Annotated in this window: 22 protein-coding genes and 1 pseudogene; 9 read left to right on the plus strand and 14 right to left on the minus strand. The window is 71.5% G+C overall.

Annotation, left to right across the window (positions count from 1 at the left end; genetic code table 11):
* Both GA0115233_RS22465 and GA0115233_RS22470 read left to right on the plus strand, forming a co-directional pair.
* A pseudogene (locus GA0115233_RS22465) lies at positions 1-342 on the plus strand (hypothetical protein); the annotation flags it as partial.
* An 83-nt stretch (positions 343-425) separates the two neighbouring features.
* A complete protein-coding gene (locus tag GA0115233_RS22470; RefSeq protein ID WP_093722078.1) occupies positions 426-1,607 on the plus strand; it encodes a lactonase family protein in 1,182 nt (393 codons plus the stop codon).
* Here the strand turns inward: GA0115233_RS22470 and GA0115233_RS22475 are convergent.
* Positions 1,575-2,300, minus strand: a complete 726-nt coding sequence (locus GA0115233_RS22475) for a DUF2470 domain-containing protein (RefSeq protein WP_093722079.1) — start codon at positions 2,298-2,300, stop codon at positions 1,575-1,577. The genes GA0115233_RS22470 and GA0115233_RS22475 overlap by 33 nt on opposite strands.
* An 83-nt stretch (positions 2,301-2,383) precedes the next feature.
* Positions 2,384-2,998: a TetR/AcrR family transcriptional regulator gene (locus GA0115233_RS22480; RefSeq protein ID WP_093722080.1), complete on the minus strand. Its 615-nt coding sequence runs from the start codon at positions 2,996-2,998 to the stop codon at positions 2,384-2,386.
* Between the two features lie 111 nt (positions 2,999-3,109).
* On the opposite strand from GA0115233_RS22480, the gene GA0115233_RS22485 reads away from it, so the two are divergent.
* Positions 3,110-4,585, plus strand: coding sequence for a cytochrome P450 (locus GA0115233_RS22485; protein ID WP_093722081.1), 1,476 nt, complete (start codon positions 3,110-3,112; stop codon positions 4,583-4,585).
* A gap of 3 nt (positions 4,586-4,588) precedes the next feature.
* Here the strand turns inward: GA0115233_RS22485 and GA0115233_RS22490 are convergent, their stop codons facing one another.
* The 11 genes from GA0115233_RS22490 to GA0115233_RS22540 form a co-directional block, all read right to left on the minus strand.
* A complete protein-coding gene (locus GA0115233_RS22490; protein ID WP_093722082.1) occupies positions 4,589-5,419 on the minus strand; it encodes a pentapeptide repeat-containing protein in 831 nt (276 codons plus the stop codon).
* Between the two features lie 10 nt (positions 5,420-5,429).
* On the minus strand, positions 5,430-5,657 hold the full coding sequence (locus GA0115233_RS22495) for a hypothetical protein (protein WP_176711902.1): 228 nt from the start codon (positions 5,655-5,657) through the stop codon (positions 5,430-5,432).
* Between the two features lie 150 nt (positions 5,658-5,807).
* Positions 5,808-6,551 (minus strand): PIG-L deacetylase family protein, encoded by a 744-nt coding sequence (locus GA0115233_RS22500; protein WP_093722083.1) that lies wholly within the window; start codon positions 6,549-6,551, stop codon positions 5,808-5,810.
* Between the two features lie 34 nt (positions 6,552-6,585).
* Positions 6,586-7,887, minus strand: a complete 1,302-nt coding sequence (locus GA0115233_RS22505) for an alpha/beta fold hydrolase (RefSeq protein WP_093722084.1) — start codon at positions 7,885-7,887, stop codon at positions 6,586-6,588.
* A gap of 102 nt (positions 7,888-7,989) precedes the next feature.
* Positions 7,990-9,015, minus strand: coding sequence for a LacI family DNA-binding transcriptional regulator (locus tag GA0115233_RS22510; RefSeq protein WP_093722085.1), 1,026 nt, complete (start codon positions 9,013-9,015; stop codon positions 7,990-7,992).
* An 86-nt stretch (positions 9,016-9,101) separates the two neighbouring features.
* Positions 9,102-10,514: a BNR repeat-containing protein gene (locus tag GA0115233_RS22515; RefSeq protein ID WP_093722086.1), complete on the minus strand. Its 1,413-nt coding sequence runs from the start codon at positions 10,512-10,514 to the stop codon at positions 9,102-9,104.
* A gap of 16 nt (positions 10,515-10,530) precedes the next feature.
* Positions 10,531-10,851: an L-rhamnose mutarotase gene (locus GA0115233_RS22520; RefSeq protein WP_093722087.1), complete on the minus strand. Its 321-nt coding sequence runs from the start codon at positions 10,849-10,851 to the stop codon at positions 10,531-10,533.
* A gap of 17 nt (positions 10,852-10,868) precedes the next feature.
* Positions 10,869-11,951 (minus strand): rhamnose ABC transporter substrate-binding protein, encoded by a 1,083-nt coding sequence (gene rhaS, locus GA0115233_RS22525; protein ID WP_093722088.1) that lies wholly within the window; start codon positions 11,949-11,951, stop codon positions 10,869-10,871.
* Between the two features lie 106 nt (positions 11,952-12,057).
* Positions 12,058-13,029, minus strand: coding sequence for an ABC transporter permease (locus tag GA0115233_RS22530; RefSeq protein WP_093722089.1), 972 nt, complete (start codon positions 13,027-13,029; stop codon positions 12,058-12,060).
* Positions 13,022-14,062, minus strand: coding sequence for an ABC transporter permease (locus GA0115233_RS22535; protein ID WP_093722090.1), 1,041 nt, complete (start codon positions 14,060-14,062; stop codon positions 13,022-13,024). Before GA0115233_RS22535 ends, GA0115233_RS22530 begins: the two co-directional genes overlap by 8 nt.
* Entirely contained in the window at positions 14,059-15,576 is a 1,518-nt protein-coding gene (locus GA0115233_RS22540; protein WP_093722091.1) for a sugar ABC transporter ATP-binding protein, read from the minus strand. Before GA0115233_RS22540 ends, GA0115233_RS22535 begins: the two co-directional genes overlap by 4 nt.
* Positions 15,577-15,849: 273 nt before the next feature.
* Between GA0115233_RS22540 and rhaI the strand changes: the two genes are divergently transcribed.
* From rhaI to GA0115233_RS22570, 6 genes are all read left to right on the plus strand, one after another.
* A complete protein-coding gene (gene rhaI / locus GA0115233_RS22545) occupies positions 15,850-17,010 on the plus strand; it encodes an L-rhamnose isomerase (RefSeq protein ID WP_093722092.1) in 1,161 nt (386 codons plus the stop codon).
* Between the two features lie 136 nt (positions 17,011-17,146).
* Positions 17,147-19,186 (plus strand): bifunctional aldolase/short-chain dehydrogenase, encoded by a 2,040-nt coding sequence (locus GA0115233_RS22550; RefSeq protein ID WP_093722093.1) that lies wholly within the window; start codon positions 17,147-17,149, stop codon positions 19,184-19,186.
* A gap of 20 nt (positions 19,187-19,206) precedes the next feature.
* Positions 19,207-20,634: a rhamnulokinase gene (locus GA0115233_RS22555; RefSeq protein WP_093722094.1), complete on the plus strand. Its 1,428-nt coding sequence runs from the start codon at positions 19,207-19,209 to the stop codon at positions 20,632-20,634.
* Positions 20,635-20,703: 69 nt separating this feature from the next.
* Positions 20,704-21,459, plus strand: a complete 756-nt coding sequence (locus GA0115233_RS22560) for a (Fe-S)-binding protein (RefSeq protein ID WP_093722095.1) — start codon at positions 20,704-20,706, stop codon at positions 21,457-21,459.
* The gene (locus GA0115233_RS22565) at positions 21,456-22,934 is read left to right on the plus strand and encodes a LutB/LldF family L-lactate oxidation iron-sulfur protein (protein ID WP_093722096.1); all 1,479 of its coding nucleotides are present in this window, start codon (positions 21,456-21,458) and stop codon (positions 22,932-22,934) included. The genes GA0115233_RS22560 and GA0115233_RS22565 overlap by 4 nt, the downstream gene beginning before the upstream one ends.
* Positions 22,931-23,572: a LutC/YkgG family protein gene (locus tag GA0115233_RS22570; RefSeq protein ID WP_093722097.1), complete on the plus strand. Its 642-nt coding sequence runs from the start codon at positions 22,931-22,933 to the stop codon at positions 23,570-23,572. The genes GA0115233_RS22565 and GA0115233_RS22570 overlap by 4 nt, the downstream gene beginning before the upstream one ends.
* Before the next feature lie 98 nt (positions 23,573-23,670).
* Here GA0115233_RS22570 and GA0115233_RS22575 read toward each other — a convergent pair whose 3' ends face one another.
* Positions 23,671-24,600, minus strand: coding sequence for a hypothetical protein (locus GA0115233_RS22575; protein ID WP_093722098.1), 930 nt, complete (start codon positions 24,598-24,600; stop codon positions 23,671-23,673).
* Positions 24,601-24,614: the final 14 nt, after the last annotated feature.

Here is a 24,614-nt window from a genome sequence, read left to right on the forward strand (position 1 = left end):
ATGCGTCAGGAGGTCTACCGGGACGACCGCCCGGCGTCGGACTGGGCCGGACAGCCGTCGGGGCGGGTCTTCGTCCATCTGGTGACGCCGCCGCAGTGGCGCCGGATCACCGGCGAGGAGCCGCCGCCGTCGCCCGTGGACCGGGCGGCGTACACGCGGGCGGGGCTGCCCTGGTTCGACTACTACGACGACGAGGCCCAGGATCTCGACCCCACCGGCACGCTGGAGGCGGTCGAACCGGTCGGCGAGTGGCTCGGCGACGACCACGAGCCCTGGGAGGCTCCCGCTCCGGGCCAGGTCGAGCACCTCAAGGGGCAGCCGGTCGAGGACGGCGACTGGTAGCGGCGGCGCCCGCGGTTGCACCGGGCCGGTGAGCCACGCCAGGGTGGCAGGCGCCGGACTACGGACGACCTGAGGGTGTGGGCATGGGCAGTGGGGGCGTGAGCAGGCGCCGGTTCGTCGGCGCCGTCGCGGGAGGCGCCGCCGCGGCGGCCCTCGCGGGATGCCAGGACCCGCCGCCTCCGCCGCCCCCGGTGCGGGGCACTGCGACACCGGGCCCTTCCCGGGAGGCCACGCCGGGTCCCCGCGCGCTGTACCTCGGCACGTACACCTCCGCCGAGGGCGGCGGCGAGGGTATCGGGGTCGCCTCGTACGACGTGCGGACCGGCCGGGTCACCGGTTCCGGCACGATCTCGGGCGTCGGCGATCCGTCGTTTCTGGCGGTGCACCCGGACGGGCGCACGCTGTACACGGTGAACGAGCGCGAGGACGGAGCCGTGACCGCCGTTCGCCTCGCCGACCGCAAGGTGCTGGGCAGCCGGAGCACCGGCGGGTCGGCGCCGTGTCATCTGTCGGTGCATCCGAGCGGGCGCTGGCTGTTCAGCGCCAACTACGGCACCGGCAGTGTGGCCGTGCACCCGGTCGCGGCCTCGGGCGCGCTGGGCGAGCGCACGGACCTGGTCACGCACTCCTCCCCCGCGCCGGGCCCGGGCCGGCGGGGTCCGCACGCCCACCAGGTGATCACCAGCCCGGACGGCGGCCATGTCCTCGCCGTCGACCTGGGCACGGACACCGTGTACACCTACCGTCTCGACGAGACCGGGGGCACGCTCAGGGAGGTCTCCCGGGCCCGTACGCGGCCGGGCGCGGGGCCACGCCATCTGACCTTCCATCCGGGCGGCCGGTACGCCTATCTCGCCAACGAGGCCGACAACACCGTGGCGGTCTGCGCCTACGACCCCGGCAGCGGCCGGGTCACCGTCGGCGAGGCGCGGTCCACGGGCACCGGGCCGGGCACCAGTTACCCGGCGCAGATCGTGGTGACGGCCAACGGGCGGTACGCGTTCCTCGCCAACCGGGGCCACAACAGCCTGTCCAGGTACGCGGTGGAGGCGGACGGGGCCCGGCTCGGGCTGCTGGGCACCGTGCCGGTGGGCGGGGACTTCCCGCGGCAGATCGCCCTGTCGCCGGACGGCGGGCTGCTCTTCGCGGCGAACCAGCGGTCCGGCGACGTGACGGTCTTCCACGTCGACGAGGACAAGGGTGAACTGCGGCGCGCGGGCGCCCCGTTCGCCTCACCCGTCGCGGTCTGCGCGCTGCCGCTGTAGGGGCCGCGGGCAGGTGGCCGCGGCGGCCTGGCCGAGCAGGACGTGCATGCGCTCGGTGAGTTGCGCGACGTCGTCGGCCGGGCGGTGGAAGGGCAGACGTACGTCGCCGTGGGCGCGGGCGCGTTCGATGCGCAGGGTCAGTCCGTGCCGGTCGACGGCGAGGGGCTGGACGCGGACGGCGCCGTGCAGGCTGTCCGGTTCGACCAGCCGGGTCAGCCGCTCGACGGCGTCGGGGTGGCAGTCGGCGAGGTGGGTGAGCAGGCGGGCCTCGGCGAGGGCCAGCGGGTCGGGGCGGGCGGCGGCGAACTCGTCCAGCTCGACGATGAGCGCGCCGCTCGGCCGGCGCAGTACGACCCGGGTGGCCCGGAAGACGAGGTGGCCGTCCTCGGGGGCGAACCATCCGGCGAGCCACAGCCGGGCCCGGATGCGGTTGCGGACGGGGACGGGCGCGACGTCGGCGAACTCCAGCACGGCGGACGGCTCTCCGCGCGGGGCGCAGATTGCGGCCGCGGCCAGCACGCTGTCCTCGGGTACGGCGAGCAGTATCCGGCCGTCGTCGGTCACGGAGTGCGCGCCGACGAACTCCTCCCGGGTGCCCTCCGCGGTCACCGCGCAGGACCACGCGGTGGCGAGCACCGACCGGGCGCGTTCCGCCGCGGCCGGAGCGGCCGTCCAGCTCTGGCTGTCACCCATTCCCGAACCTCCTTAGGTAAGCCTTGCCTAACCTATCGAAGATCGGGGCGCGCGCCAACCACCCCACGCGATCGTGCGCGGAGTCACTCTCCGACGACCCCCAGCAGCGCGCGTGCGCACAGGTCGCGGACCTGGTCCCGGGTCAGGTCCTCGGTACCGCTCAGCCATTCCAGGCAGACGGCGGTGGTGAAGGCCAGCCAGCCGCGCACCGCGAGACGGATGTCGGGGCGGGCCTCGCAGACCGGGCCGAACTCCGGGTCGGCGGCCATGGCCGCGAGGATCTGCCGCTCCTGGGCGGCGAGCGCGCGCTGGTAGACCTCGCGCACGGCGGGGTCGCCGGACGCCTCGGCGCGATGGAAGGCGCGGAAGCCGTGCGCCTGCTCCTCGGCCCAGGCCAGGTAGGTGTCGAGGCTCGCGGTGAGCTGCTCGCGGACCGGGACGCCGGGCACGGCCGCCGTCATCCGCAGCATGCGCGCGCTCTCCCGCTCGACGACGGCGGCGAAGAAGTCCCGCTTGGTCGGGAAGTAGTGGTACAGCAGTCCGCGCGACACCCCGGCGATCTCGGCGACCTGCTCGATCCACACCTCGTCGTACGGGCTCTCCGAGAACAGCCGCGCCCCGACGGCGAGAAGCTGCTCCCTGCGCTCCTCGGTGCTGAGCCGACGCCTGGTGCGCGCGCCGCTCTGGTTCGCGCTCATGCCCGCACCTTACTTGACGCGGGTTCAACAACCGGATCACACTGAGGCCGCGCGCTATTGAACCGACGTACAACAGACCCAATCTGCCGGAGGATCAAGGGAGATCGCGCCATGGCGGAGACGACGACCCGGTCCGCGTCGCCCAAGGGGTTCCGCAGCGCCGACCAGGGCTGGCCCGCACTGCACCGCATCCCGCACCCGCCGCGCCGGCTCCCGCTGCTCGGCGATGTGCTGGGCGCCAACCGGTCCCGGCCGCTCCAGGACTCCATGCGCCTGGGCCGCCAACTGGGGCCGATCTTCCGGCGCAAGGCGCTCGGCAAGGAGTTCGTGTTCGTGTGGGGCGCGGCGCTGGCCGCCGATCTCGCGGACGAGACACGGTTCGCCAAGCACGTCGGCCTCGGCATCGCGAACCTGCGGCCCGTGGCCGGGGACGCGCTGTTCACCGCGTACAACCACGAGCCGAACTGGCAGCTCGCGCACGACGTCCTGGCGCCCGGATTCAGCCGGGAGGCCATGGCGGGGTACCACCCGATGATGCTGGACGTGGCCGGGCGGCTGACCGACCACTGGGACCGGGCGGCACTGGCCGGTCAGCCGGTGGACGTGCCCGGCGACATGACCAAGCTGACCCTGGAGACCATCGCGCGCACCGGGTTCGGACACGACTTCGGCTCCTTCGAGCGGTCCCGCCCGCACCCCTTCGTGACCGCGATGGTCGGCACCCTCGCCTACGCCCAGCGGCTCAACACCGTCCCGGCGCCCTTCCTGCTCAGCTCCGCCGCGCGCCGCAACGACGCCGACATCGCCTACCTCAACCGCACGGTCGACGACCTGGTGCGCAGACGCCGGGGCGGTTCCGGCGGGAGCGGGGACCTGCTCGACCGGATGCTGGAGACCGCCCACCCCGAGACCGGGGAGCGCCTCTCCCTCGAAAACGTCCGCCGCCAGGTCATCACCTTCCTGGTCGCGGGCCACGAGACGACCTCCGGCGCGCTGTCCTTCGCGCTGTACTACCTCGCCCGGCATCCGGAGGTCGCCGCCCGGGCCCGCGCCGAGGTGGACCAGGTGTGGGGCGACACCGAACGGCCCGGCTACGACCAGGTGGCCAAGCTGCGGTACGTACGCCGTGTGCTGGACGAGTCCCTGCGGCTGTGGCCGACGGCGCCCGCCTTCGCGCGGGAGGCGCTGGAGGACACCGTGCTGGCCGGGGAGCACCCGATGCGGCGCGGCGCCTGGGCGTTGGTCCTCACCCCGCTGCTGCACCGCGACCCGGCGGCCTGGGGCCCGGACGCCGAGCGCTTCGACCCCGACCGCTTCGACCCCAAGGCGGTACGGTCCCGTCCCCCGCACACCTTCAAGCCCTTCGGCACCGGCGCCCGCGCCTGCATCGGCCGCCAGTTCGCCCTGCACGAGGCGACGCTGGTCCTGGGTCTGCTGCTGCGGCGCTACACCCTGCGCCCGGACCCCGAATACCGGCTCCGGGTGACGGAGCGGCTGACCCTGATGCCGGACGGGCTGCGGATGGGGGTGGAGCGGAGGGCGGTCGGAGCGGAGGCACGGTGTCCGGTCAGTGGCGTGGAGGGCTGACGTTCACTCCTTCGCGTCCCAGTGCGCGGGCCGTTCCAGCGACCCCGGCAGCCCGGTGCCCGCGCTCCCCCGTGCCGCGTTCACCTGCGGCTGGGTGAGGAAGAGGGCGTCCGTCAGGTCGGCGTCGGTCAGATCCGCGTCCCTCAGGTCCGCGCCCAGCAGGTCCGCGCCTCGCAAGTCCGCTCCGGTCAGGTCGGCCGCGATGAGGTAGGTGCCGCGGAGGCTGATGCCGCGCAGGTCGGCGCCCTTGAGGCGGGCGCCCATCAGATCGGCGCCGCGGCGGTCCTTGCGGCGGCCGCGCAGGCCTGCCCGGGTCAGTTCGCTGGCCCGGAGCAGCAGCTCGCCCACCTGCTGCCGGTGCGGGCCCACGTCCAGGGCGGACAGCTCGTCCGGAGTGCCTGCCGCCAGGTCCTCCGTCGCGCGCAGCAGGCGGCGCAGGTCGGCGTGGACGGGGCGGGCGGCGGGGAGGGTCAGGGCCTGGGTGAGGTACCAGAGCAGTTCGTGGAGCTGGCGGACGGCCGGGAACACGTCGAACATGCGCCGGGCGTGCTCGGCGGAACCGGTGCGCCAGTCCTCTCCGCCGAACGTCGCCTGCGAGACCCGCTGACCCGCGCCGAAGCAGTCGTAGACCGTGCAGCCGGACCAGCCCCGCTCCCGCAGCCGGTCGTGGATGCCGCAGCGGTGGTCGTCCCGGAGGTTGCGGCAGGGCGTCCCGGCCCGCTTGTCGACGGGGAAGTCGGCGGACTTGGCGAACGGCAGGGCGACACAGCACAGCCCGAAGCAGTTCGCGCAGTCGCCGCGCAGGCCGGCCGGATCAAGGGACAGTTCTCGCATGCCGACCAGCCTACGGGCGTCCGCCGTGCTGTCCGGCCAGGTCAGGCAGGTCGAGCCCGGCCGGCCGCGCGGGGTCGGCGAGGATGCACATACCGGTGATCCGGCCGTCGGCGACGGTGAGCGCGGTGACCGACATCGGCTTGTCATCGGGCGCGTTGACCATCCCCAGCTCACCGTTGACCAGCACGAACCGCGCGTAGGGCGCGAACGCGCGGAACAGCAGCGCCTGTTCGGCCACGGCCGCGCCCCGCGCACCTGCTTCGACGCCGCCGCCCCGCGGACCAGCGAAGCGGGCGAGCGAGCATGCGGTGGGCGACGGCGTTCAGATGGTCGCGGTGCTCCTAGAAGCGTTCGGCGAGTATCGCCCCGCCGCCGCCCTCGTCACCGCTCATCGGGCGAACACCTCGAAGGCGACCGCGGGCTTGCCGTCAAACCGCTCCCCCGTCGCCGTCGCGGTCTCGGTGAGGAAGCGGCGGGCGTACGTCTCCGGGTCCTCGTCGGTCAACGCCTCGATGTAGGTGCGGTGTTCGAGCAGGGAGTGCACCGCCCGCTCCAGTCCGGCGGTGGCGTCCACGGCGTGAGTGGGCGAGCTGGAACCGGCCACGGCGACCCAGCGGACACCGTTCCAGGGCTCCAGGCCCTGCTCGGTCAGTTCGGGGAAGATCCACCGGTTCCCGGCGTCGGCGGCCGCGTCCAGCGTGGCGCGGCCCACCGCCACATGGTCGGGCGTGTTCCAGGCGACGCCGCCCCAGGTGTCCCGGTGGTTGAGGGTGATGACCAGTTCGGGCCGGTGGCGGCGGATCGCGGCGGCGATGTCCCGGCGCAGGGCCGTGCCGTACTCGATCACCCCGTCCTTGTGGTCGAGGAACTCCACCACCGACACCCCGACCACCGCCGCGCTCGCCCGCTGCTCCCGCTCCCGCAGCACGGCGCAACGCTCGGGGTCGAGGGTGTCGATGCCGGCCTCGCCGCGGGTCGCCAGGACGTACGCGATCTCGCGTCCCTGGTCGGTCCACGCGGCGACGGCCGCCGAGCAGCCGTACTCCAGGTCGTCCGGGTGGGCCACCACGGCGAGGGCGCGCTGCCAGTCCTCGGGCATGGGGCGGAGTCGAGTGATCATCGGGTCTGCCATGCCCGCAGACTAGTCAGCGGCGCCCCGCGATTCCTCACATTTCGTCACGCATCAGCGCCAGCAGCCGGTCCAGGACCCGGGGTCCGCCCGCGCGCACGCCGTCGTGCTCGAACTCGTCGGTGACCCAGGTGCGCAGGCCACGAATGGTGCGGGCGGTGCGCAGGGAGTGGGCGGTGTCGACGTACATGTCGTCGTGGTAGATCGCCGCCGCGACCGGCACCTCGTTGGCGGCGAGCCGCGCGGGGTCGTACAGCGGTGTCCAGTCCGTGCGGGAGGCGAGCAGTTCGGCGGTCTCGCGCAGCGGGCGCAGCGCCGGGTCGCACTCGAACATCCAGGGGTGGATGGTCTCCCCGGTCAGCAGCACCGGCCCGTCCCCGGCGAGCGCCTTGGCCGCGTCGAACTGCGGGAACTCGGCGCGCACCCGCTCGGCGGACCAGTTGGTGGGGCGGGCGTCCTGGGCGTAGATCGCCTCGTGGACGAGGGCGTACAGGGGGTGGCTCGCGTACGACAGCAGGCCCTGCATGTCCTCCTGGAAGGCGTCGGAGAGGGCCGTGCCCTGCGCGGTGCGCACGAAGGCGTGCTCCAGCAGGAAGTGCAGGCGGTGGCTGCCCTCGCCGCCGCCGAGCATGATGCCGGCGGACTGGAACGCCTCGGCGGTGAGCCGGTAGCCGTTCGGGAGCACCACGTCGTGGCCGAGCAGGTGGTCGACGATCCGGCGGACCCGCTCCACGTCCTGCGGGTAGCGCTCGTAGTGGGCGAGGACCTTGCGCTCGATGCGCGGGTAGGCCGCGCGGTAGACGTCGTCGGCGTGCGCGTCGAGCGAGGGCAGGCCGCCGGTGATGACGGCGCCGTTGAGGCCCTCGGGGGCGGTGGACAGGTAGTTCACGGTGCAGAAGCCGCCGAAGCTCTGTCCGAGGACGGTCCAGGGGGCACCGCCGGTGACGGCGGGCCGGATGGCCTCGCAGTCCCGGACGATGGAGTCGGCGCGGAAGCGGGTGAGGTAGTCGGCCTGCTCGGCGGGGCCGCCGCGCAGCGGCAGTGTCTGGCGGTTGGCGGGTGTGGAGTGGCCGGTGCCGCGCTGGTCGAGCAGGAGCACCCGGTACTCCTTCAGGGCGCGGCCGAGCCAGGCCGGTTTGCCGACGAACCGGTTCGCGCCGAAGCCGGGGCCGCCCTGGAGGTAGACCAGCCACGGCAGGTCCTGGCCCGCCCGGTCACCGGCGACCACCTCGCGGGCGAAGAGTTCGATGGTCTCCCCCGCCGGGTCGTCGTGGTCGAGGGGCACGGTGAAGCGGCGGTCGGTCAGGACGACGCCGGGCTGGCGATAGGTCGCGGTCAACAGGGCTCCCGGGACGGACGGATGGTGCGGGACGCGTCCCAGTTCAGCACATGTCCGTCCGATATCCGATCCCCCGATCATGAATTTGTACTGAACGACCGGTCAGCGGGCGGACAGACTTGAGCGCCGCACCACCAGTTCGGGCTGGAGCACCACCCGGCGGTGCTCGTGCCCGCGCGCTCCGTCCTCGTCCTCCGTCTCCTCCAGCAGCAGCTCGGCGGCGAGGGCGCCCATGGTGACGGCGGGCTGCCGTACGGAGGTCAGCGGGACGGCCGCGGCGGCGGCGAACTCGATGTCGTCGTAGCCGACGATGGCGAGGTCGTCGGGGACGGAGACCCCGGCCGCGTACATGGCCTGGAGCACGCCGAGGGCGAGCAGGTCGTTGGCGCAGAACACGGCGGTCGGCCGCTCGGCGAGACCCAGCAGGCGGGCGCCCGCGTCCCGGCCGGCGGCCACGTCGAGCCGTTCGGTGGGCAGCTCGCGCAGCGCCTCGGGGCCGAGCCCGGCCTCGGCGAGCGCGTTCAGGGCGCCGGTACGGCGGTCACGGACCTGGTTGAGGCTGGGCGGGCCGCTGACGTACGCGATCGAGCGGTGCCCGGCGTCGACCAGGTGCCGCACGGCCAGGGCGCCGCCCGCGACGTCGTCGACGGAGACCGAGCACTCGGTGGTGCCCTCGGCGACCCGGTCGACGAGGACGAAGGGGATGGTGTGCCGCCGGAAGGTCTCGATGTTGCGGCCGGTGGCGTCCGCCGGGGTCAGCAGCACTCCGCGCACCCGCTGCTCGGCGAAGAGCGACAGGTACTCGGCCTCCTCGCTCGCGCTCTGCGCGCTGTTGCAGACCATCACGCCGAGCCCGGCCTCCCGGGCGGCCCGCTCGGCGCCGCGCGCCACGTCCACGAAGAAGGGGTTGCCCATGTCCAGGACGAGCAGCCCCATGATCCGGCTGCGGCCCGCGCGCAGCTGGCGCGCGGACTCACTGCGGACGTAGCCCAGCCGGTCGATCGCCGAGAGCACGCGGGCGCGGGTCTCGGTGGCGACCGTGTCCGGACGGTTGATCACGTTCGACACCGTGCCCACCGAGACTCCGGCGGCGCGGGCGACGTCCTTGATACCCACCGACTGGGCCATCGGGCAGGGACCTCCAGGGATGAAACGAGGGGCGGCGGGCGGGAGGGTCTTCACATTACCGTCACGCCTCCCTGGTACGGCATGGGTCAGACGGGGAGCCGGAAGTCGACGACGCGGAGTGCCGACGGTGTCGTTCCGGTGGATCTCACCTGGTACATCACCGACAGCACATGGTCCTGGGCGACCCGCGTCTCGTCGATCACGACCTCGCCGAAGGCGTTCAGCCCGGCCCCGTCGTACAGCAGGGTCCAGTCGGTGTACCCGGACGCCTTGGAGGCTCCGGCTATCCGGCCGAAGGGGAACACTGCATAGGCGTTGTCGTACTTGTCCAGGACCAGCTTGGTGCGCTGGCTGGAATTGAGCGGGACCGGGATCTCGGTTTTCTGCCAGGTTCCGGAGGCGTTCCTACGGACGTGGAAGGCGCGTCCGTTGGCGGTGCGGTCGGCGACGTAGTTCGTGGTGCACTGGCCGAAGCGGCCCGGGACGTAGGAGATGATCGCGTGCGGGCGGCCCGCGGAGTCGGTGGACTGGCTCTCCTGGTTCATCAGGGAGTGGTCCGGGTTGAGCGGGTCCACGACCAGTCCGGCGTCGGTGACGGCGACCCGGTCGGAGCCGCCGGTGGTGCCGACGACGGTGCCCGCGTTGTTCCGCCAGGTGCGTCCCCGGTCGTCGGAGTAGACGTAGCCGGTGTCGTGGTTGGTGATCCCGCCGCCGTTGCACATCACGGCGCCGTTCTGCTCCCGCCAGGTGAAGAAGGAGTGCAGCCGGCCGTCGCGGTCGTAGTCGATGCCGTGCAGGTACATGTTGCGGGCGGTCGAGGAGCCGTGCTCGCTGCTGTACGTGCCGGTGGAGCTGGTCCACTCCCCCAGCGCGGTCCACGTCGTGCCGTCGTACTCGGCGAGGGCGTTGCGGCCGTTGCCGGAGATCCCCACTCGGTAGCTGAGCTGGAGGCGTCCCTCGGGGGTGGCGATGAACTGCGGGTACGTGAACTGGCTGGTCAGCGCCAGGCCGTCCAGGGTGGACTGCGGTGCGCCGAAGCGGCTCGTGGCCCAGGACAGTCCGCCGGGGTTGTCCATCAGCCCGGCGGCCGACTTGACGTAGGTGAAGCCGTCGCTGTGCGAGTCCATGTTCAGGTGCAGGCGTCCGTCGACGCGGGAGACGCCCATGGAGATCACGTTGTGGGAGTCGTTGTAGCGCAGGGTGTGGCCGACCTTCACCGTCGACCAGGTGCTGGAGCCGAGCGGGCGGCGGCCGACGACGGCGTTGCGGTCGGCGGTGTACCAGACGGCGTACTGGTAGCCCTTGTAGGTCAACAGGCCGTTCTTCTGGAAGGAGTTGTTGTTGACCAGGCCGTCGTAGGAGACGAAGAAGATGGCCTGCGGGTCGAGGGTGGTGGTGCCGGTCGGGGTGACGGACGGCCCGGGATCGGCGGCCCGCGCCGTGCCCGGGGTGGCCACGGCGGCGAGCAGGGCGGTCGCCAGTACGGTGCGTCTTCTCATGGAAAGCGGCTCCGGCTCAGGCTAGGTGGAAGACTTCGGTGAGGGGTTTCATCGATTCGTCCGGGCGGGCGCCGTCCAACTGCTCGAAGAACGACGCCATTTCGGCCTGCCAGCGGGCGTTGACCTCGGTGGCCTCCATACCGGCCAGGGCGGCGGCGAAGTCCTCGGTCTCCAAGTAGCCGACGAGCAGGCCGTCCTCGCGCAGGAAGAGCGAGTAGTTGTGCCAGCCGGTGGCGGAGAGCGCGGCGCGCATCTCCGGCCACACCTCGGCGTGCCGTTCGCGGTACTCGTCGAGCCGGTCCGCCCGGACCTTCAGCACGAAGCACACACGCTGCATCAACAGCCCCCTGGGGATCAGAAGTTGTACTGGTCGATGTTCTTGGCGTCGAACACGGTGGGCTTGCCGAGGCTGATCACGCCGTCCTTGCCGATCGTGTACTCGCCCATGTCCCCGGCGGTGAAGGTCTCGCCCTCCTTGCCGGTGATCTGCCCCGACACCAGCGCCACGGCGGTACGGGCGGCCAGCTCGCCGAGCTTGGCCGGGTCCCACAGCTCGAAGGCCTCGACGGTGCCGTTCTTGACGTACTTGCGCATGTCGTTGGGGGTGCCGAGGCCGGTCAGCTTGACCTTGCCCTTGTACTTGGAGCCCGACAGGTACTGGGCGGCGGCCTTGATGCCGACGGTGGTCGGGGAGATGATGCCCTTCAGGTCCGGGTACTCCTGGAGCAGGCCCTGGGTCTGCTGGAAGGACTGCTGGGCGTCGTCGTTGCCGTAGGCGACCTTGACCAGCTTCATGTCCTTGTACTTGGGATCCTTGAGCTCGTCCTTCATGAACTCGATCCAGGTGTTCTGGTTGGTGGCGGTCTGCGCGGCGGACAGGATCGCTATCTCGCCCTTGTAGCCGATCTGTTCGGCGAGCAGCTGCACCTCGGTGCGGCCCAGGTCCTCGGCGCTGGCCTGCGAGACGAAGGCGTTGCGGCAGTCGGCCTTGGTGTCGGAGTCGTAGGTGACGACCTTGATGTCGTTCTTCATGGCCTGCTTGAGCGCGGTGCACAGGGCGCCGGGGTCCTGCGCGGAGACGGCCATCGCGTCGACCTGCTGCTGGGTGAGCGTGTTGACGTAGCTGACCTGTCCGGCGGTGTCGGTGGCGCTGGAGGTCCCGACCTCCTTGTAGCCGGAGCCCAGTTCCTTCAGTGCCGCTTCGCCGCCCTTGTCGGCGGAGGTGAAGTAGGGGTTGTTGACCGCCTTGGGCAGGAAGCCGACGGTCAGCCCCTTCTTCAGTTCCGCGTTGGGGTCCGCCTTGCCGCCGGCAGCGGCGGAGGCGTCCTCCTTGGCGACGTCCTCCTTGGTGGTGCCGCCGCAGGCGGTGGCGGCGAGGGAGAGCGAGGTGACGAGGGCGAGGGCGACGGAGACCTGCCGGAGGGATGACTTACGCATGGAGGGGTTCCTTTGGACGAAGTGAGCGGGAGCGCAACAGAGAGGGAGTGGGGGCTGGGCCGATGTGCGGCCCGGCCGTACGGGCGCGACCGGCCGCGGACGGCGGTCAGCCGGACGATCGGGCACGCGCGACGGCGAGTTGCCGGGCGACCCGGGGCCCGAGAACGGAGAGCACGAGCAGCACACCGGTGACAAGGATCTGCGTCTGCGCCGAGACGTCCTGAAGACTCATGACGTTCTGCAGCGCGCCCAGCAGGAACACCCCGGCGATCGCGCCGCCGAGCGTTCCCTTGCCACCGTCGAAGTCGATCCCGCCGAGCAGCACGGCGGCCACGACGGACAGTTCCAGCCCGGTCGCGTTGTCGTACCGGGCGGAGGCGTAGTGCAGCGCCCAGAAGATCCCGGTCAGCGACGCCATGAACCCGGTGACGGTGAACAGCATCAGTTTCTGCCGCTTGACCCGGATCCCGGCGAACCGCGCCGCCTCCTCGCTCGCCCCGATCGCGAACAACGACCGCCCGAAGGGCATGGCGTGCAGAACGATCACCGCGATCGAGAGGAGCACGAGGAAGGGCAGGAGCGCGTACGGGATGAACGTGTCGCCAATCCGGCCGGAGGCGAAGTCCAGGTACGGCGTGGGAAAGTCGGTCACCGCGTCGGAGCCGAGCACGATCTGTGCGATGCCCCGGTAGGCGGCCAGCGTGCCGATGGTCACGGCGAGCGACGGCAGCCCCAGCCTGGTCACCAGCAGACCGTTGATCAGTCCGCACACCACACCGAGCAGCAGACAGATCGGAATGATCGTCTCGATCGTCATGCCCTGGTTCCACAGGGCGCCCATCACGGCACCGGACAGACCCGCGGTGGAGGCGACCGAGAGATCGATCTCGCCCGAGACGACCAACAGGGTCATCGGCAGGGCGATCAAGGCGATCGGAAGGGTGTTCCCGATCAGGAACGACAGATTGAGCGCGTTGCCGAAGCCGTCGACGAATCCGAAGGACAGCAGAAGCACGACGATCAGGAGGGCGCCGACCACCGTGTCCCAGCGGACCGCGCGGGTGAGGGAGTCAGGCATGGCGGGCGTTCCTCTTCTTCAGGGCCGAGGCCACGCGCAGCGCGACGATCCGGTCGACCGCGATGGCGAGGATGAGCAGGATGCCGTTGATGGCGAGCACCCAGACGGAGCTGACGCCGAGGGCGGGCAGCACGCTGTTGATCGAGGTCAGCAGCATCGCGCCGAGGGCGGCGCCGTAGACGCTGCCGGAGCCGCCGGTGAAGACGACGCCGCCGACCACGACCGCGCTGACGACGGTGAGTTCGTAACCGCTGCCGGTGCCGGAGTCGACGTTGCCGAACCGGGCGAGGTACATGGCCCCGGCGAGCCCGGTCACCGCTCCGCAGAAGGTGTACGCGGCGAGGATCCGCTTGCGCACGGGGATGCCGGCGAGGCGGGCGGCCTCGGGGTTGGAGCCGAGCGCGTACAGTTCGCGGCCGCTGCCGTAGTGCTTGAGGTAGTAGGCGGTCGCCACCAGGACGGCGAGGGCGATCAGCGCGAGGTACGGCACGGCGGAGACACCGCCGGAGCCGAAGTCGACGAAGCCGTCGGGGAGATCGGCCGCGGTGATCTGGCGGGAGCCGACCCAGATGGAGTCGATGCCGCGGATGATGTACAGCGTGCCGAGGGTGACGACGAGGGCGGGCACCTGGCCGAGGCTGACGAGCAGTCCGTTGAGCAGCCCGAAGCCGACGCCCAGCAGCACGGCGAGGACCACGGCGACGACCGGGTCTCCACCGCCCTGGAGGTACGTACCGGCGGCGAAGGCGGTGATGCCGAGGGTGGAGCCGACCGACAGGTCGACGTTGCGGGTGATGACGACCAGGGACTGGCCGACGGCGACCAGGACCAGGATGGTCGCGTTGAGCAGCAGGTCCTTGATCCCCTGCTCGGTGAGGAACTCGCTGTTGCCGGCCTGGGTGACGGCGATCATCACCAGGAAGACGATCAGGATGGCCAGTTCGCGCATCTTGAACACGCGGTCGACGAGCCGGGTCGCGCCCTCCTTGGGCACCTCGGCGACGGGGGCTTGCTCGGGGGTGGTCACCGTCATGCGGCGGCCCTCCCGGTGGCTGCGGCCATCACGGTTTCCTCGGTGGCTTCGGAGCGGGGGATCTCGGCGGTGAGGCGGCCCTCGTGCATGACGAGGACGCGGTCGGCCATGCCGAGCACCTCGGGCAGGTCGGAGGAGATCATCAGGACGGCGACGCCGTCGGCGGCGAGTTCGGACAGCAGTCGGTGCACCTCGGCCTTGGTGCCGACGTCGATGCCGCGGGTGGGTTCGTCGACGATCAGCACGTCGGGCCGGGTCGCCAGCCATTTGGCGAGCACGACCTTTTGCTGGTTGCCGCCGGAGAGGGTGGAGACGGCGTCGGCGATCCGGGCGTACTTGACCTGGAGCTTGACCGCCCAGTCCAGTGAGCGGCTGCGTTCGGCGCCGCGGTCCATCAGCCCGGCCTTCACCGTCGTGCGCAGTCCGGTGAGACCGATGTTCCGCTCGATGGACATGTCCATCACCAGGCCCTGGGCGCGCCGGTCCTCCGGCACGAGCGCAAGCCCCGCCGCCATGGCGGTCGAGGGAGCACCGTTGACCAGGGCTTTTCCGCCCACGCTCACCTCACCCGCGTCCCAGCGGTCGACCCCGAAAACGGCCCGGGCGACCTCGGTGCGGCCCGCGCCGACCAGTCCGGCCAGGCCCACGATCTCGCCGCGCCGCACCTCGAAGGAGACATCGGTGAAGACGCCCTCGCGGGTCAGCCGGCGCACGCTGAGCGCGACCTCGCCCGGCACGACGTCCTGCTTGGGGTACAGCTCGTCCAGGTCGCGGCCCACCATCCGCCGCACCAGGTCGTCCTCGGTCATCCCCGCCAGCGGTTCACTGGCGATCCAGGCGCCGTCGCGCAGGGTCGTCACCCGCTCGCAGATCTGGAAGATCTCCTCCAGCCGGTGGGAGATGAACAGGACGGCGGCGCCCTGTTCGCGCAGGGTGCGGACGACGTTGAAGAGGCGGGCGACCTCGCTGCCGGTGAGAGCGGCGGTCGGCTCGTCCATGATCAGGACGCGGGCGTCGAAGGAGAGCGCCTTGGCGATCTCCACGATCTGCTGGTCCGCGATGGACAGTCCGCGCGCCGGCCGGTCCGGGTCGAGCTGGACGTCCAGGCGCCGCATCAGGGCGAGTGTGGCGGCGTGGGTGGCCTTGTGGTCGATGCGGCCGAGGGAGCGCCGGGGCCGGCGGCCCATGAAGATGTTCTCGGCGATCGACAGGTCGGGGAAGAGGGTCGGCTCCTGGTAGATCACGGCGATGCCGGCGTCGCGGGCGTCGCCGGGGCCGTGGAAGGCGACGGGCGCGCCGTCGAGCAGCACCTGGCCGGAGTCCGGCCGGTGTACTCCGGCGAGGGTCTTGATGAGGGTCGACTTGCCCGCGCCGTTCTCTCCGGCGAGGGCGTGCACCTCCCCGGGGAACAGCTCCAGGGAGACGTCCCGCAGGGCGCGGACCGCGCCGAAGGACTTCGAAACGTCCCTGAGCGCCAGGACCGGGGCCGGACCCGTGGTGGACGGGTGGGTCATGGGGGCTCCTCGACGACGTCGGCGGGACGGCCCTCGCGACGTCGTGAAAGGTTTCAACTCGGTTGCCGGGGACGTTAGGCACGGGCCCCATGTCACGTCAATGGGTCCGTATCGAAAAACTTTCGAGGTTTGAAGGTCACGGCGGAGTCACGAGCGATCACCTGCGCCACGGGGCTTGACACCCCTTCGGAGGGCTCATAGCTTCCCGTCTTGAATCGTTTCACAGCGATGCGTTTCTGAAGACTTTCCGAACCGACGTCACAGGAGCCCGAAGTGACCGAGCTCGCCGCGGTGAAGGCCGCGCTCAAGACCCAGGCCGTCGAGACGCCGTCGTGGGCGTACGGGAACTCCGGGACCCGGTTCAAGGTGTTCGCCCAGCAGGGAGTCCCCCGGACCCCGCGGGAGAAGCTGGAGGACGCGGCCCAGGTCCACGCCTTCACCGGGGTGGCGCCGACGGTGGCGCTGCACATCCCCTGGGACAAGGTCGACGACTACGCGGCGCTGGCCAAGTTCGCCGAAGAGTGGGGGGTGAAGCTGGGCGCGATCAACTCCAACACCTTCCAGGACGACGACTACAAGCTGGGCAGCATCTGCCACCCGGACGCCGCCGTGCGCCGCAAGGCCGTGGACCATCTCCTGGAGTGCGTCGACATCATGGACGCGACCGGCTCCCGGGACCTGAAGCTGTGGTTCGCCGACGGTACGAACTATCCCGGCCAGGACGACATACGCGCCCGGCAGGACCGGCTGGCCGAAGGGCTCGCCGAGGTGTACGAGCGGCTCGGGGACGGGCAGCGGATGCTGCTGGAGTACAAGTTCTTCGAGCCGGCCTTCTACACCACGGACGTCCCGGACTGGGGCACGGCGTACGCGCACTGTCTGAAGCTCGGGCCAAAGGCGCAGGTCGTGGTCGACACGGGGCACCACGCGCCGGGCACGAACATCGAGTTCATCGTCGCCACGCTGCTGCGGGAGGGGAAGCTCGGGGGGTTCGACTTCAACTCGCGGTTCTACGCCGACGACGACCTGATGGTCGGTGCCGCCGACCCCTTCCAGTTGTTCCGGATCATGTACGAGGTGGTCCGGGGCGGGGGGTTCACGCCGGACGTGGCGTTCATGCTCGATCAGTGCCACAACATCGAGGCGAAGATCCCGGCGATCATCCGGTCGGTCATGAATGTGCAGGAGGCCACGGCGAAGGCGCTGCTGGTGGATCGGGCGGCGCTTGCTGCTGCGCAGGCCGCGGGGGATGTGCTGGGCGCCAACGCCGTGGTGATGGATGCCTTCAATACGGATGTGCGGCCGCTGCTTCGGGACGTGCGGGAGGAGATGGGGCTGGACCCCGAGCCTCTTGCCGCGTATGCCCGGTCCGGGTGGGCGGAGCGGATTGTGGCCGAGCGGGTGGGTGGGGAGCAGGCAGGGTGGGGGGCGTGAGCGTCTGCCGGGATTGTTTCGTGGAGGGGTGCGGGCCGCGTGTGGCCGGTCGCGCCCACGCGGCGGAGCCGCACATCGACACGGCCCCGCGCCCCTGAACACCTTCACCTCGCTTCTCCGTAAGGAACTCCTCGCTATGTCAACCCACCCTGAAGCCGCCGCCCTCCTCGCCCGTTCCCACCGTCTCGGTGCCGACCCCCGCAACACCAACTACGCCGGCGGCAACGCCTCCGCCAAAGGCACCGCCACCGACCCCGTCACCGGGGGTGATGTGGAGCTGATGTGGGTCAAGGGGTCGGGAGGCGACCTCGGCACTCTCACCGAGAGCGGACTCGCCGTACTGCGGCTGGACCGTATGCGGGCGCTGGTCGACGTCTATCCCGGTGTCGATCGCGAGGACGAGATGGTCGCCGCGTTCGACTACTGCCTGCACGGCAAGGGCGGGGCCGCGCCCTCCATCGACACCGCCATGCACGGGCTGGTCGAGGCCGCTCACGTCGATCATCTGCACCCGGACTCGGGCATCGCGCTCGCCTGTGCCGCCGACGGGGAGAAGCTGACCGCCGAGTGCTTCGGGGACACCGTGGTGTGGGTGCCGTGGCGGCGGCCCGGGTTCCAGCTCGGGCTGGACATCGCGGCGGTGAAGGCGGCCAACCCGCAGGCCATCGGGTGCGTGCTCGGCGGGCACGGCATCACCGCCTGGGGCGACACCTCCGAGGAGTGCGAGCGCAACTCCCTGCACATCATCCGCACCGCCGAGAAGTTCCTCGCGGAGAAGGGCAGGGCCGAGCCCTGCGGACCCGTCATCGAGGGGTACGGGGCACTCGGTGAGGCCGAGCGCAGGGAGCGGGCCGCCGCGCTCGCACCGTACGTACGTGCCCTGGCCTCGCAGGACCGGGCCCAGGTCGGACACTTCACCGACGCCGAGGTCGTACTGGACTTCCTCGCGCGCGCCGAGCACCCGCGACTTGCCGCGCTGGGTACCTCGTGCCCCGACCACTTCCTGCGCACCAAGGTCCGGCCGCTCGTCCTCGACCTGCCGCCGACCGCCCCGCTCGACGACGCGATCGCCCGGCTGAAGGAACTGCACGCCGAGTACCGCGAGGAGTACGCCGCCTACTACGCGCGGCACGCCCTGCCCGACTCCCCCGCGATGCGCGGCGCCGACCCGGCGATCGTGCTGATTCCCGGGGTGGGCATGTTCTCCTTCGGCAAGGACAAGCAGACCGCGCGGGTCGCGGGCGAGTTCTACGTCAACGCCATCAACGTGATGCGCGGAGCCGAGGCGGTGTCGACGTACGCGCCCATCGAGGAATCGGAGAAGTTCCGCATCGAGTACTGGGCGCTGGAGGAGGCCAAGCTCCAGCGGATGCCGAAGCCGAAGCCGCTCGCCACGCGGGTCGCGCTGGTGACCGGGGCGGGCAGCGGGATCGGCAGGGCCATCGCGCACAGGCTTGTCGCCGAGGGGGCCTGTGTGGTCGTGGCCGATCTCAACGGGGACAACGCATCGGCCGTTGCCGAGGAGTTGGGCGGGCCGGACAAGGCCGTGGCCGTGACCGTCGACGTGACGGACGAGGCGCAGATCGCCGACGCCTTCAAGGCCGCCGTGCTCGCCTTCGGCGGCGTCGACCTGGTGGTCAACAACGCGGGGATCTCCATCTCCAAGCCGCTGCTGGAGACTTCTGCGCGCGACTGGGACCTTCAGCACGACATCATGGCGCGCGGTTCCTTCCTGGTCTCACGGGAGGCGGCGCGCGTGATGATCGCCCAGGAGCTGGGCGGCGACATCGTGTACATCGCCTCCAAGAACGCCGTCTTCGCCGGGCCGAACAACATCGCCTACTCCGCGACCAAGGCCGACCAGGCGCATCAAGTGCGGCTGCTCGCCGCCGAGTTGGGGGAGCACGGTATCCGGGTCAACGGGGTGAACCCGGACGGTGTGGTGCGCGGCTCCGGGATCTTCGCCGGTGGCTGGGGCGCCCAGCGGGCGGCCGTGTACGGGGTGGAGGAGGAGAAGCTGGGCGAGTTCTACGCCCAGCGCACCATCCTCAAGCGCGAGGTGCTGCCCGAGCATGTCGCGGCTGCCGTCTTCGCCCTGACCGGCGGGGACCTCACCCACACCACCGGGCTGCACATCCCCGTCGACGCCGGCGTCGCCGCCGCCTTCCTGCGGTGAGCGGGTCCGTGAGCCGGTCCGTGAGGAGGTATGCCGCCGTCGACCTCGGCGCGTCCAGTGGGCGGGTCATGGTCGGCCGGGTCGGCCCGGACAGTCTGGAGCTGACCGAGGCGCACCGGTTCCCGAACCGTCCGGTGCGCCTGCCGGAGGGGCTGCGCTGGGATGTCCTCGGGCTGTACGCGGGTGTGCTGGACGGACTGAGGGCGGCGGGCCAGGTGGACTCCGTCGGCATCGACAGCTGGGCCGTGGACTACGGCCTGCTGGACGCCGACGGGGCGCTGCTGGGCAATCCGGTGCACTACCGCGACACCCGTACGGAGGGTGTGGCGGAGAAGGTGTGGGCGAGCGTGCCCGCCGAGGAGCTGTACGCGGCGACCGGGTTGCAGTACGCGCCCTTCAACACCCTGTACCAGCTCAGGGCCGAGCGACTCACCGGTGCGCACCGGCTGTTGCTGATCCCGGATCTGCTGACGTACTGGCTGACCGGTGAGCAGGGCACGGAGCTGACCAACGCCTCGACCACCCAGCTCATCGACCCCCGCACCCGCGACTGGGCGTCGGACCTGGCCCAACGGCTGGGCGTCGACCTGGAGTTGTTCGCACCTCTGCGCAGGCCGGGTGAGGCGGCCGGGTTCCTGCGTCCCGAAGTCCTGGAGGAGACCGCGCTCAAGGGGCCCGTCCCCGTGACCGCCGTCGGTTCGCACGACACGGCGTCCGCGGTGGCCGCGGTCCCGGCCGCCGCCGGTGAGCGCTTCGCGTACATCTGCACCGGCACCTGGTCGCTGGCCGGTCTCGAACTGCACGCTCCGGTACTGACCGATGAGAGCCGGGCCGCCAACTTCACCAACGAACTGGGACTGGACGGTACGGTCCGGTACCTGCGCAACATCATGGGCCTGTGGCTGCTCCAGGAGTGCGTACGGGCCTGGGGCGACCCCGACCTGGGCGCGCTGCTGCTGGAGGCGTCCAAGGTGCCGGCGCTCAGGTCGGTGGTGGACGCGGGTGACGCGGCGTTCCTGGCGCCGGGCCGGATGCCGGAGCGGATCGCCGAGGCGTGCCGGGTCTCGGGGCAGCCGGTGCCCGAGTCGCCCGCCGAGATCACGCGGTGCATCCTCGACTCCCTCGCCCTGGCCCACCGGCGTGCCGTGGCGGACGCCCAGCGGCTCGCCGACCAGCCGGTGGACGTGGTGTACGTGGTCGGCGGCGGCACCCGCAACGCCCTGCTCTGCCAGCTCACCGCCGACGCCTGCGGGCTGCCGGTGGTGGCGGGCCCGACGGAGGCCGCGGCGCTCGGCAACGTCCTGGTGCAGGCCCGGCCGCACGGCCTCGTCCGTGATCTGGCCGACGGGCGGCGCCTGCTCACCCGTACCCAGCCGCTGACCCGCTACGAGCCGCGCGGACGGGCGGACCGGTGGCGGGAGGCGGAGGCCCGGCTCGCCGGGCGGTGAGTGGTCTCGCCGGGGCCGTGGGCCCGCACTACCCTGCAACCGTCCGATGATCGAAGAGAGGGAGCCGCGATGCGTGTCGCACTGTTCCTGACCTGCGTGAACGACACGCTCTATCCGGACACCGGCCGCGCCGTGGTGAGGCTGCTGACCAGGCTGGGGGTCGAGGTCGACTTCCCGATGGCCCAGACCTGCTGCGGGCAGGCGCACTACAACACCGGCTACCGGCACGGCGCGGAGCCCCTGGCCCGGCACTTCTCGGAGGTCTTCGGCGGGTACGAGGCGATCGTCACCCCGTCGGGGTCCTGCGGGGCGATGGTGCGGGAGCTGTATCCGCGGATGGGTGAACGGGCGCGCGCGGAGGGGCGTGGGGAATCCCTCGCGGCCACGCTCGCGCCCGTGGTGCCGAAGACGTACGAGCTGACGGAGTTCCTGGTGGACGTGCTGGGAGTGACGGACGTGGGGGCGTACTACCCGCACAGGGTGACCTACCACCCCACGTGTCACGGGCTGCGCGGCCTCGGACTCGGTGACAGGCCGCTGCAACTCCTGCGGGCCGTCAAGGGATTGGAGCTGGTGGAGCTGCCGGGTGCCGAGGAGTGCTGCGGCTTCGGCGGCACCTTCGCGGTGAAGAACGCCGAGGTGTCGGCGGCGATGGGCGCGGACAAGGTGCGCAACGCCGAATCCACGGGAGCGGAGGTGCTGTGCGCGGCCGACAACTCCTGTCTGACGCACATCGGCGGCACGATCACCCGGCTGCGCACCGGTGTGCGGCCGGTGCACATCGCCGAGATCCTGGCGAGCACAGAGGAGGAACCGGCGCTGTGAGCGGGACATTCGTCGGCATGCCGGCCTTTCCCGAGGCCGCGCGGGAGGCCGTGCACAACCGGACGCTGCGGGGCAATCTGCGTCACGCCACGCACACGATCCGCGCGAAGCGGGCCAAGGCCGTGGCGGAGGTGTCCGACTGGGACGCGCTGCGCGAGGCGGGTGCGCGGATCAAGGACCGTACGCTCCGTCACCTCGACCGCTATCTGGTGCAGTTGGAGGAGTCGGTCACGGCGGCGGGCGGGGTCGTGCACTGGGCCGCCGACGCGGACGAGGCGAACCGGATCGTCGCCGAACTGGTCAAGGCGACCGGGGAGACGGAGGTCGTCAAGGTCAAGTCCATGGCCACGCAGGAGATCGGGCTGAACGAGGCCCTGGAGGCCGAGGGCATCCGCGCCTACGAGACCGATCTCGCCGAGCTGATCGTGCAGTTGGGCAAGGACCGGCCCTCGCACATCCTGGTCCCGGCGATCCACCGCAACCGGGGCGAGATCCGGGACATCTTCGCCCGCGAGATGAGCGAGTGGGGCCGCCCGGCCCCCGAGGGGCTGACCGACACGCCCGCCGAACTCGCCGAAGCGGCCCGTCTGCATCTGCGGGAGAAGTTCCTGCGCGCCAAGGTCGGCGTCTCCGGCGCCAACTTCATGGTCGCCGAGACCGGCACCCTGGTCGTGGTGGAGTCCGAGGGCAACGGCCGTATGTGCCTGACCCTCCCCGAGACGCTGATCTCGGTGGTCGGCATCGAGAAGGTCGTGCCGACCTGGCGGGACCTGGAGGTCTTCCTCCAGACCCTCCCCCGCTCCTCCACGGCCGAGCGTATGAACCCGTACACCTCGATGTGGACCGGCACCACGGACGGCGACGGCCCGCGCGCCTTCCATCTGGTCCTGCTCGACAACGGCCGCACCGACACGCTCGCCGACGAGGTCGGCCGCCAGGCCCTGCGCTGCATCCGCTGCTCGGCCTGTCTCAATGTGTGCCCGGTGTACGAGCGGGCGGGCGGCCATGCCTACGGCTCGGTCTACCCGGGCCCGATCGGCGCCATCCTCAGCCCCCAACTCCGGGGCACGGCAAGCGAGATCGACGCCTCCCTGCCGTACGCGTCCTCCTTGTGCGGGGCCTGCTACGAGGTGTGCCCGGTCGCCATCGACATCCCCGAGGTGCTGGTGCATCTGCGGGAGCGGGTCGTGCAGGGCGGGCCGGTGATCCGGGGCGGCAACAAGGTCGTGCTCAAGCCGGCCAAGGGGCACGCGGCGGAGCGGGCGGCCATGCGGGCGGCGGGCTGGGCGCTGGCCCGCCCCGGCGCCCTGCGCACCGGCCAGCGGCTCGCCTCACGCACGCGGCGACTGCATCCGCGCACCCTGCCCGGCCCCGGCAAGGCGTGGACCGGTACCCGGGATCTGCCCGCGGTGCCGTCGGAGCCGTTCCGGGACTGGTGGCAGCGTACGCACGGCGGAAAGGACGGCGCCAAGTGAGCAGCAGGGAACGGATCCTGGGCCGGGTGCGGCGCGCGCTGGCGGATGGACCGCCGGGTGAGGACACGGCCGTCGAGCGCGGGTATCTGCGGCAGCACGGCGACCTGGGTACGGCGCAGACGGTGGATCTGCTGGCGGAGAATCTGGCGGACTACCGGGCCATCGTGCACCGGACGGACACGGAGGAACTGCCGTATCTGGTCGCGCGGTTGCTCGCCGAGCGCGGCTCGCAGTCCGTGCTCGTGCCCCCTGGGCTGCCGCCGGAGTGGATGTCGGCCGCCGATGCCACGCGGGTGCACGACCGCGAGGTGAACACCGCGCGGGAACTGGACAAGGTCGAAAGCGTGGTGACCGGCTGTGCCGTGGCCATCGCCGAGACCGGCACGATCGTCCTCGACGGCTCCCCCGACCAGGGGCGGCGCCGGATCACCCTCGTCCCCGACCACCACATCTGTGTCGTACGGGTCCCGGAACAGGTGGTCTCGTCCGTGCCGCAGGCCCTCGAACGCCTCGACCCCGCCCGCCCGTTGACCTGGATCTCCGGCCCTTCGGCGACCAGCGACATCGAGCTGGACCGCGTTGAGGGCGTGCACGGGCCGCGCACGCTGGAGGTGGTCCTGGTGACGGCCGGGACGTGACCGTCAAGCGCCCTCGGCCGACGGCCTTGGCGACGGCCCGCACGTAACCGTCAGGCGCCCTTCGGCCGACGGCCTTGGTGACGGCCCGCACGTAACCGTCAGGTGCCCTTCGGCCGACGCGTCGCCTCCCGGCCCAGGATGCCGAACGCCCACCGCTCGTTGAAGCCCGCCACGAAACCGATGGCGCACCAGAAGCCCCAGAAGTCCGTGCCCTTGGCGGCCGATCCGGGGCTGCCCGGGGCCGCGCAGACCTCGGCGGCGGTGGCGGGCACCTCGAACACGGGCACCAGGCCGCCGCTGAGCAGGAAGTACACGGCCAGCGCGAGGATCCAGCCGACGCACACCCGGTACACGCCCTCGTGGCGCATGCCGCGCGCCATCTGCCCCGGCACCACGAACCCGTCCCGCGCGCTGTTCTGACGCCGGGTCAACTGCTCGCCGTTCCCGCGCACTCGGACCAGCACGCTCAGCACGGCGCCGAGCGCGCCGACCCCACCGCACACGAACGCGCCCAGCAGATGCCAGCGGTTGGTGCAGTTGAGGGTGACGCCGAGCGCCCGGAGCAGATCGACGCCCCACAGCAGCGGCACCGTGAGCAGCACCAGGCTGGCGGCCGAGCCGAGGGTGAGACCGACGTTCAGGCCCCGGCTGACGGCGGTCGCGCTGTCCTGCGCGAGCCGTCCGCGCAGGTCGGCGATCTCCTCGTCGAGGTACTCGGTGAGATGCTCGTTCGGCTTGACGTCGTCGATCCGCGGATCGCGCAGCGCGTTGGCGAGCACGCGCTCCACCGTGACGCGCGCCGCGACCCGCGTGTTGCGCTCGAACGCCCGCTGCGAGGCGCCGTACAACAGCTGGAGCTGGAGCTGCTGTTCGGGATAGAGATCGCTGAACTTCGCATACGCCGGGCCGAGTCCGGCCGGTACCACATCGGTGAGTCCCTCGGGGCGCAGCTCGGTGTCCGCCCCCTCGACCGACTCACGCATCTGCTGCCACCACGTGGTGTGGAGGCGTCCCCCGTCGACCGTCATGAGGTAGCTGTACC

It is taken from the genome of Streptomyces sp. DI166, assembly GCF_900091315.1.
In the GTDB taxonomy this organism is placed as follows: domain Bacteria; phylum Actinomycetota; class Actinomycetes; order Streptomycetales; family Streptomycetaceae; genus Streptomyces; species Streptomyces fuscus.